Origin of the sequence: Pseudomonas fluorescens, from assembly GCF_018614775.1 — a bacterium.
GTDB lineage: Bacteria > Pseudomonadota > Gammaproteobacteria > Pseudomonadales > Pseudomonadaceae > Aquipseudomonas > Aquipseudomonas fluorescens_BY.
The window spans coordinates 1-7234 of the sequence record NZ_JAGGOF010000059.1; the positions used below are offsets into that span (position 1 = coordinate 1).

Consider the following 7234-nt stretch of genomic DNA (forward strand, 5'->3'; position numbering starts at 1 on the left):
CCGGTAATGGTGGTGCTGACCGTGCTGCCATTGTTGTAAACGTCGTTAGCTGGCGTCTCGACATTTACTGTGCCGGTGGTCTGGCCAGCGGCAATGGTAATGACCGAGCCGTTGCTCAAGGTCACGGTTACAGGCGTCTGAGCTGCATTGGTCAGGGTCGCGGTGTAGGTAATCGAACCGCCTTCAGTGATGCTGTCGCTAGCACTTAAGGTCAAGCCAGTGGTATCGACCGAGTCGGTGATCGTAGTGACGGCAGGCGTTGTGCTCGGTACCAGATTCTCGAAGTTGCCCCCGCTCGCACCGGTAATGGTGGTGCTGACAGTGCTGCCATTGTTGTAAACGTCGTTAGCTGGAGTTTCGACATTTACCGTGCCGGTGGTCTGGCCGGCTGCAATGGTAATAACCGAGCCGTTACTTAGAGTCACGGTTACTGGCGTCTGCGCGGCGTTGGTCAGGGTCGCGGTGTAGGTAATCGAACCGCCTTCAGTGATGCTGTCGCTAGCACTTAAGGTCAAGCCAGTGGTATCGACCGAGTCGGTGATCGTAGTGACGGCAGGCGTGGTGCTGGGCACCAGGTTTTCGAAGTTACCACCGGTCGCGCCGGTAATAGTGGTGCTGACCGTGCTGCCATTGTTGTAGACATCATTGGCAGGCGTATCGACAGCGACCGTGCCGGTGGTCTGGCCCGCAGCGATGGTAATGACCGAGCCGTTGCTCAACGTCACGGTTACCGGCGTCTGCGCGGCGTTGGTCAATGTAGCGGTATAAGTAATCTGGCCGCCTTCGGTAATGGTGTTGCTAGCGCTCAGCGTCAGGCCGGTGGTGTCAGCCGAATCGGTAATCGTAGTAACAGCAGGCGTGGTGCTTGGCACCAGGTTTTCGAAGTTGCCGCCGGTGGCGCCGGTGATAGTGGTGCTGACAGTACTGCCGTTGTTGTAGACATCATTGACCGGCGTATCGACGGCGACTGTGCCAGTCGTCTGGCCGGCAGCGATGGTGATGACCGAGCCATTGCTCAAGGTCACGGTCACCGGGGTTTGAGCCGGGTTGGTCAGGGTCGCGGTGTAAGTGATCTGGCCGCCTTCGGTCACCGTGTTGCCTGCGCTCAGGGTGACGTTGGTGGTGTCGAGGGTGTCGGTGATCTGGGTCACGGCCGGCGTGGTGGGCAAGGTCACGGCAATGCCGGTACCGCCGGTAGTGCCGGTGACGGTCACGCTGATCTGGGTCGGGTCGTTGTAGACCGTGTCGTTCGGTGCCAGTGGGACGTTGACGGTGCCGGTAGTCTGTCCGGCAGGAATGACGATCACGGAGCCGTTGGACAGGGTCACGGTCAGGGCGGTCTGGGGCGCCTGGGTGACGGTCGCGGTGTAGACCAGCACGCCACCGGCCTCGGTCAGGGTCGGGGTGGCGCTCAGGGTCAGCGTCGAGCTGAGCACCGCGTTGGCCGTGGTGTTGGCATTGGTGTCAAGGCCGGTGAGGTCGGTGGTGGTGGCGGCGGCCGCGCTCAAGCCTTCAGTTGGAAAGCCGATGGTGGGATCGACGCTGCCAGCAGTAGCATCCAGCGCCACGAAGGTGTGGCCTCCACCGGCGGCACCGCCCGTACCCGCGGCAGTCGCGCCGGCGGCGGTGGCTTCCATGGCGGTCGTCGGGTCGGCGCCGGCGGCGATGGCTTGCTGCAGCTCTTCTACCGACGGTGCGGCCTGGGCAGTGGCCGCCGCGAGGTCAGTGGAAGAGTCCGGGGCATTGGCGCTCCACTGGGTGTCGCGGCCCAGGTCGAGCGTGCGGCCATCGGCCAGGTCCAATGTGACGGAGCCGGCAGGGCCGGTGTCCAACTGGTCGCCTGTGTACAGGCGATCACCTTCAATGAGCACACGTCGAATGCCCTCGGGGGATACGACGAAAACCTGACCAACAATGCTTTTGACAACGGCAATAACACTGCTCATTGAAGACTTCTCCGGGTGCCACGCTCAGTAGACTTCCATAGACCCGCAGCTCTCAGGCGGCAGCGGTCTGGACGTGCTTGGTGTATTGATGAAATGTTTTGACGCTTTTAGCTGTCAATGTATTGGCTATATTTTTTTGAACTATTTGTTTGTGCCAAACTATTGACCTTCTGGTGGGCATCCTAAACAATCGCTTCGATAATGTCACATTGATATTTAAGCGGCGACTCGTTAACCCGTTGCATAATTCGGTTTCTGTTTCGAACTTTCCGACATACGGTCTTTGCGGTCGCCATCATCTCGATGCAGCGCCAATTTCGCTGTGATCCACGACAAGAGTTTCAGGAAGAATCTCCCCATGCGTTCGCTTCTGCTCAAGGCTTTACCCTTCGCCCTCGCCGCCAGTTTCGTACAAGCACAAACCTTGCCGCAGGCCATGCAACAAGCGCTGGACGTTCATCCGGAAATTCAGGCTGGCGTTAACAGTCGTCTTGCTGCGGATTACCAACTCAAGGCGGCTAAAGGCGGCTACCTGCCCAGGGTCGACCTTGCAGCCGGGTACGGTCGCGAAGGCACCGACAGCGTCACCACCCGATCGGGCGGCGATCATCGATGGGAAACCCTGAACCGCAGCGAGTCGAGCCTGCGCCTGTCGCAAATGGTTTTTGACGGTTTTGCGACGTCCAGCGAAGTGGGCCGTCAACAAGCCACCGTCAATGCTCGCGCCTATTCGTTGCTGGACACGTCCGAGCGCACTGGCCTGACCGTGGCCCAGGTTTACCTGGATGTGCTGACCCGTCGCGAGTTCGTGCGCTTGGCTGAAGAGAATCTCAAGAGCCACGAACGCATCTTCGACCAGATCAAGCTGCGCACCAGTCGCGGTGTAGGCAGTGGCGCCGACCTGGACCAGGCCGAAGCGCGCATGGCTCAGGCGCGCAACAACCTGATCACTGAACAGACCAACCTGGCCGACGCCGAGACCAACTACCTCAGCGCCGTGGGTCAACTGCCCGATCAACTGGAGCGTCCCGCCGATTTTATGGCGCTGATGCCGGCCAACTTGAACGAAGCCCGCAACCAGATGCTGGAAAACAGCCCGGTACTGCGTTCGGCCGAGGCCGACATCGTCGCCACCGAGCAACAGTACGCAGCCGCCAAGTCGAGCTTCTATCCACGCTTTGACGCCGAGCTGGGCCGCACCGCCGACAACGACCTGGACGGCCAGAACGGTCACAACAATGAGTGGCAAGCCATGCTGCGCATGCGTTTCAACCTGTATGCCGGCGGCAGCAACAAGGCCGACCTGGAATCCAAGTCGTACCTGTCCAACCAGGCCCTGGACATCCGCAACAATGCCCTGCGTCAGTTGAACGAAGAACTGGGTCTGGCCTGGAACGCGATGAACAACGCCAATGCCCAGGTGCCGATCGCCCAGCAATACGTGGATCACAGCACCAGTGTGCGCACCGCTTACCAGCGGCAGTTCAGCCTTGGCGAGCGGACCCTGCTCGATTTGCTCGACAGTGAAAACGAGCTGTTCACCGCCTCTCGACGCCTGGCAGAAATCAAGAACGTGCAGTTGTTCACTCAGTACCGGATCAAGGCAACCACCGGACAGTTGCTTAAAAGCCAAGGCGTTGTCGCGCCGTTGGCATCGGTTGTGCAGAACGACGTGAAACCCAAGGTTCAGTTGCCTGGGATGAATTGAGCTTTCCCTTCAGTTTGATCAGCAAGAGTGCCGAGCGTGGAATCAGAAGTCAGTCGAGTCGAACTCATCCATGATCCACGCACGCTGCACGACGACCCGTTGCTGGACGGTCTGCTGGCGCTCTGCATGCTGCATCAGAAGCCGGCCAGCGCGGCGATGCTCACCACCGGCCTGCCGTTGCCCAAGCAGCGGCTGAGCGTCGAATTATTGTCGCGTGCGGCAGCCCGTGCCGGTCTGCAAGGGCGGGTGCTGCAGCGCAAGCTTGAGCAGATTCCGACCATTGCCATGCCGGCGCTGTTGTTGCTCAAGGATGGGCGCAGTGCCGTGCTGCTGGGCTGGGTCGGTGACGATCAGGCGCGGTTGCTGCTCAGCGAAAGCGATGGCGGCGAGGTGACCATCAGCCGCGAGTTGCTGGCTGACGACTACAGCGGCAAGGTTTTCTTCGCCCAGCCGCAACATAAATTTGACGTCAACCACGGCACCCTCATTCCGCGGGCGCGCTCGTGGTTTCGTGACACCCTCAAGCGGTCTCGCTGGCTGTACGCCGACGCAATCGCCGCGAGCCTGCTGATCAATATCATCGCCATGGCCGCGCCGCTGTTCGTGATGAACGTCTACGACCGCGTGGTGCCGAACCAGGCCGAATCGACTTTGTGGGTGTTGGCCATCGGCATCACGGGCGCCTACCTGTTCGACCTGATCCTGAAGATGTTGCGCAGCTTGTGCCTGGATCTGGCCGGCAAGAAAACCGACCTGATCATCTCGGCCACGCTGTTCGAGCGCATTGTCGGCATGGCCATGAAGTACCGTCCGGCGCGGGTCGGCAGCTTTGCCCAGAACATTCATGAATTCCAGAGCCTGCGCGACTTCCTGGCTTCGCTGACCCTGACCAGCCTGATCGACCTGCCGTTCACCCTGCTGATCTTCACGGTCATTGCGATCCTGGGCGGCCATCTGGTGTGGATTCCAGTGCTGGCGTTCCCGATTGCCCTGTTGATCGGCTACGCCTTGCAGAAGCCGCTGGTGGCGACCATGGAACGGACCATGGCTCTGGGGGCCGAGCGTCAATCCAGCCTGATCGAAACCCTGGCCGGCCTGGATGCGGTCAAGGTCAACAACGCCGAGAGCGAGCGTCAGTACCAGTGGGAGCAGACCATCGGCACCCTCAGCCGCCTTGAGCTGCGCGTGAAGATGCTGTCTGGCCTGGCGATGAATATCACCTTGCTGATCCAGCAACTGGCCGGCGTGATCATGATCATCTTCGGCGTCTACCAAATCATCGCCGGCAACCTGAGCATGGGCGGGCTGATTGCCTGCTACATGCTCAGTGGTCGCGCCCTCAGTCCATTGGCGTCGCTGTCGGGCCTGCTGACCCGCTACCAGCAGGCGCGGGTGACCATGAAGTCGGTCGACCAGATGATGGAGCTGCCCCAGGAGCGCAATTTCGAAGAGCGTCCGCTGAGCCGCAAGGTCCTGCAGGGCGCCATCGAATGCCGTCAATTGAGTTTCACCTACCCGAACCAGCAGAACCCGGCGCTGAAGAACATCAACCTGGTGATCAAGCCGGGCGAGAAGATCGGCATCATCGGTCGCAGCGGCTCGGGCAAGAGCTCACTGGCGAAGTTGCTGGTGGGGCTGTACCAGCCCGACGATGGTGCTTTATTGGTGGACGGCGTGGACATCCGCCAGATCGACGTCAGCGAGCTGCGCTACAACGTCGGCTACGTGCCCCAGGACATCCAACTGCTGGCCGGCACCCTGCGCGACAACCTGACCTCCGGCGCCCGCTACGTGGAAGACGAACTGGTGCTGCAGGCTGCGGAACTGGCGGGTGTGCACGAGTTTGCGCGCCTGCATCCGCAAGGCTATGAACTGCAAGTCGGTGAGCGCGGGCAGAACCTGTCCGGTGGGCAGCGCCAGAACGTCGCCCTGGCCCGCGCATTGCTGCTCAACCCGCCCATATTGCTGTTGGACGAACCCACCAGCGCCATGGACAACACCGGTGAAGAGCGCTTGAAACAGCGCCTGACCGCCGTGGTGGAAAACAAGACCGTGTTGCTGGTGACGCACCGGGCGTCCTTGCTGTCGTTGGTGGACCGCCTGTTGGTGATCGACCGCGGGCAGATCCTGGCCGATGGCCCGAAAGCCGTGGTGATGGAAGCGTTGAAGAAGGGGCAGATCAGTGTTGCTTAAGTCGGGTTTCAAGGAGGCTGTCGGGCGTTATTTCAAGGGCTCGGCCTCGCTGCACGGTCAGCCGCTGCCAGAGGTCAACAAGGCTCTGATCGAAGACGCCCCGCGGGTGGTGCGCCTGACGATCTGGGGGATCATCGGCTTTTTCGTATTCCTGATGGTGTGGGCCAACTTCGCCGTGCTCGACGAAGTGACCAAGGGCGACGGCAAGGCGATTCCGTCGTCCAAGATCCAGAAAATCCAGAACCTGGAGGGCGGAATCGTCGCCGAGTTGTTCGTCAAGGAAGGGCAGATCGTAGAGGCCGGTGCGCCGCTGATTCGCCTGGACGACACGCGGTTTGTCTCCAACGTGGGAGAAACCGAGGCGGATCGCCTGTCCATGCTGTTGCGGGTCGAGCGCTTGAGTGCCGAGGTCGATGACCGGCCACTGAATTTCCCGGCCGATGTGCTCAAGGCTGTGCCCGGCCAGGCGGCCAGCGAAGAATCGCTGTACATCAGCCGCCGTCAGCAATTGCACGATGAAGTCGGTGGCTTGCAGGAACAGCTGATTCAACGCCAGCAGGAGCTGCGCGAATTCGCTTCCAAGCAGGCGCAGTACCGCTCCGGCCTGGCGCTGCAACGCCAGGAAATCAACATGTCCGAACCGCTGGTTGCCCAGGGCGCGGTATCGCCGGTGGAAGTGCTGCGGCTCAAGCGTGCTGAAGTCGAAACCCGTGGGCAGTTGGACGCAACCACCCTGGCAATCCCTCGTGCCGAATCGGCCATCAAGGAAGTGCAGCGCAAGATCGATGAGACGCGCGGCAAATTCCGCAGCGAAGCCCTGACCCAGCTCAACGAGGCGCGTACCGACCTGAACAAGGCCCAAGCCACCGGCAAGGCCCTGGAAGATCGAGTGAGCCGCACTCTGGTCACTTCACCCGTGCGCGGTATCGTCAACAAGTTGTTGGTGAACACCATCGGCGGGGTGATCCAGCCTGGCAGCGACCTGGTGGAAATTGTGCCGTTGGACGACACCATTCTGGTGGAAGCGAAAATCCGTCCCCAGGACATCGCCTTCCTGCACCCCGGCCAGGACGCCACGGTGAAATTCACCGCGTACGACTACACCATCTACGGCGGGCTGAAAGCCAAGCTGGAACAGATCGGTGCCGACACCATCACCGACGAAGACAAGAAAACCACCTACTACATCATCAAGCTGCGCACTGAGCGCAGCCATCTGGGCACCGATGAAAAGCCACTGCTGATCATCCCCGGCATGGTGGCCTCGGTGGACATCATCACGGGCAAGAAAACCGTGCTCAGCTACCTGCTCAAGCCCATCATCAAGGCCCGCGCCGAGGCGATGCACGAGCGGTAACACCCTGGTTGATCGTTCCCCCGCTCCGCG

Annotated in this window: 4 protein-coding genes; 3 read left to right on the plus strand and 1 reads right to left on the minus strand. The window is 60.9% G+C overall.

Annotation, left to right across the window (positions count from 1 at the left end; genetic code table 11):
• A partial coding sequence (locus tag J7E36_RS16365) for a retention module-containing protein (protein WP_215004732.1) occupies positions 1–1946 on the minus strand: 1946 nt, incomplete at its 3' end.
• Positions 1947–2304: 358 nt separating this feature from the next.
• Here J7E36_RS16365 and J7E36_RS16370 point away from each other — a divergent pair.
• Genes J7E36_RS16370 through J7E36_RS16380 form a run of 3 tightly spaced genes read left to right on the plus strand, consistent with a single transcriptional unit; the run spans position 2305 to position 7204 of the window.
• The gene (locus J7E36_RS16370; protein ID WP_215004735.1) at positions 2305–3654 is read left to right on the plus strand and encodes a TolC family outer membrane protein; all 1350 of its coding nucleotides are present in this window, start codon (positions 2305–2307) and stop codon (positions 3652–3654) included.
• A 36-nt stretch (positions 3655–3690) separates the two neighbouring features.
• Positions 3691–5847, plus strand: a complete 2157-nt coding sequence (locus J7E36_RS16375) for a type I secretion system permease/ATPase (protein WP_215004738.1) — start codon at positions 3691–3693, stop codon at positions 5845–5847.
• Positions 5837–7204, plus strand: a complete 1368-nt coding sequence (locus J7E36_RS16380; RefSeq protein ID WP_215004741.1) for an HlyD family type I secretion periplasmic adaptor subunit — start codon at positions 5837–5839, stop codon at positions 7202–7204. Before J7E36_RS16375 ends, J7E36_RS16380 begins: the two co-directional genes overlap by 11 nt.
• The last annotated feature ends 30 nt before the right edge of the window (positions 7205–7234 follow it).

What these genes read in the sequence shown, in the direction of transcription:
- J7E36_RS16370 (WP_215004735.1), top strand. Translation starts at nt 2,305, where the DNA reads ATGCGTTCGCTTCTGCTCAAGGCTTTACCCTTCGCCCTCGCCGCCAGT.